The sequence below is a fragment of the Legionella septentrionalis genome, assembly GCF_003989745.1.
In the GTDB taxonomy this organism is placed as follows: domain Bacteria; phylum Pseudomonadota; class Gammaproteobacteria; order Legionellales; family Legionellaceae; genus Legionella_A; species Legionella_A septentrionalis.
Genome location: NZ_RZGS01000080.1, coordinates 1 through 1,233 on the forward strand (window position 1 = coordinate 1; position 1,233 = coordinate 1,233).

A 1,233-nucleotide genomic window follows, 5' to 3' on the forward strand; every position below is an offset into this window, starting at 1 on the left:
GGCAAATTCAATCGATCATTGCAACACCTCGCTCAATTTATCCGCCGGAGCTAGAAAGTTCAATGTTTTCCGCGGTCTTTCATTTAATTCTCTGGCAATTTTATCCAAATCAAATTGAGAGTGAACACTAAGATCTGTTTTTTTAGGCATGTATTGCCTCAGCAAACGATTGGTATTTTCATTGGTTCCCCGTTGCCATGGTGACTTAGGGTCACAAAAATACACCTTTATATCGGTATCAACTGTAAACTGTTTATGTTTAGCCAACTCCATGCCACGATCCCAGGTAAGCGATTTTTTTAATTGCTCTGGAAGTTCTGTAATTTTGTTTGTAATCGCATTTACAACACTGTTTGTATCGTTACCGGGAAGCTTAACCAGTAAAGTAAATCGGGATGTCCTTTCAACCAGGGTGGCAACATAGGATTTATTTGAGCCACAGATTAAATCGCCTTCCCAATGGCCTGGCACAGTACGGTTATCAATCTCCTTTGGTCTGTCATGAATGGATACAGCATCTATGATGCCACCACGCGCATTACCCTTTGTATTGAATTTTTTGGATTGCCTCATGACTCTTTCTGTTCGAAGATGTTTCAGCAGTTCTTTTTTCAGGTGACCACGAGATTGGATATACAGAGTTTTATAAATGGATTCATGGGAAATATTCATAGTAATATCATCTGGATAAATACGTTTAAGATAACCAGATATTTGTTCTGGTGACCATTTTTCTGAGAGCTTATCTGCAATAATATCATTCAAGGGAATGTTGATTTGAAGTTTGGATTTTTTAGGACGTTTTGCTCTTATCCATGTTTCTCTGTCCGCAGATATGGCTCGATATTTTTCCGTACCTCCATTACAGTTAATTTCCCTGGATACGGTAGATGGAGGACGATTTAAAAACTTTGCAATATTCCTGATTGATAGATTGGCCGACAAACCACGGGATATTTCTTCCCGCTCAGGTAGCGTCAAGGCTCTTTTTGAACGAATGGGTTTTACAGGTTTTATTCCACCATATCTTTGCAAAAAACAAAAAATTGACCCCGCATGTTTGCCAAGCTGTCTTCCAATTTCACTCAGCGATCTGCCTTCAGACCACAACGACCATATTGCATTTTGTTGGTGTTCTGTAAAATTCCGTTTTGACAAATTATATATCATCATTACTCCTGAAAAGTTAACTATAACAAATCAGGTGTTGCAATGATCGATTGAATTTGCCGC

1 protein-coding gene is annotated in these 1,233 nt (G+C 38.8%); it reads right to left on the reverse strand.

What is annotated here, in order from left to right; all coding sequences use genetic code 11:
• Positions 1–15: 15 nt before the first annotated feature.
• A complete protein-coding gene (locus tag ELY11_RS12280; RefSeq protein ID WP_127033891.1) occupies positions 16–1,170 on the reverse strand; it encodes an IS30 family transposase in 1,155 nt (384 codons plus the stop codon).
• Positions 1,171–1,233 lie beyond the last annotated feature (63 nt).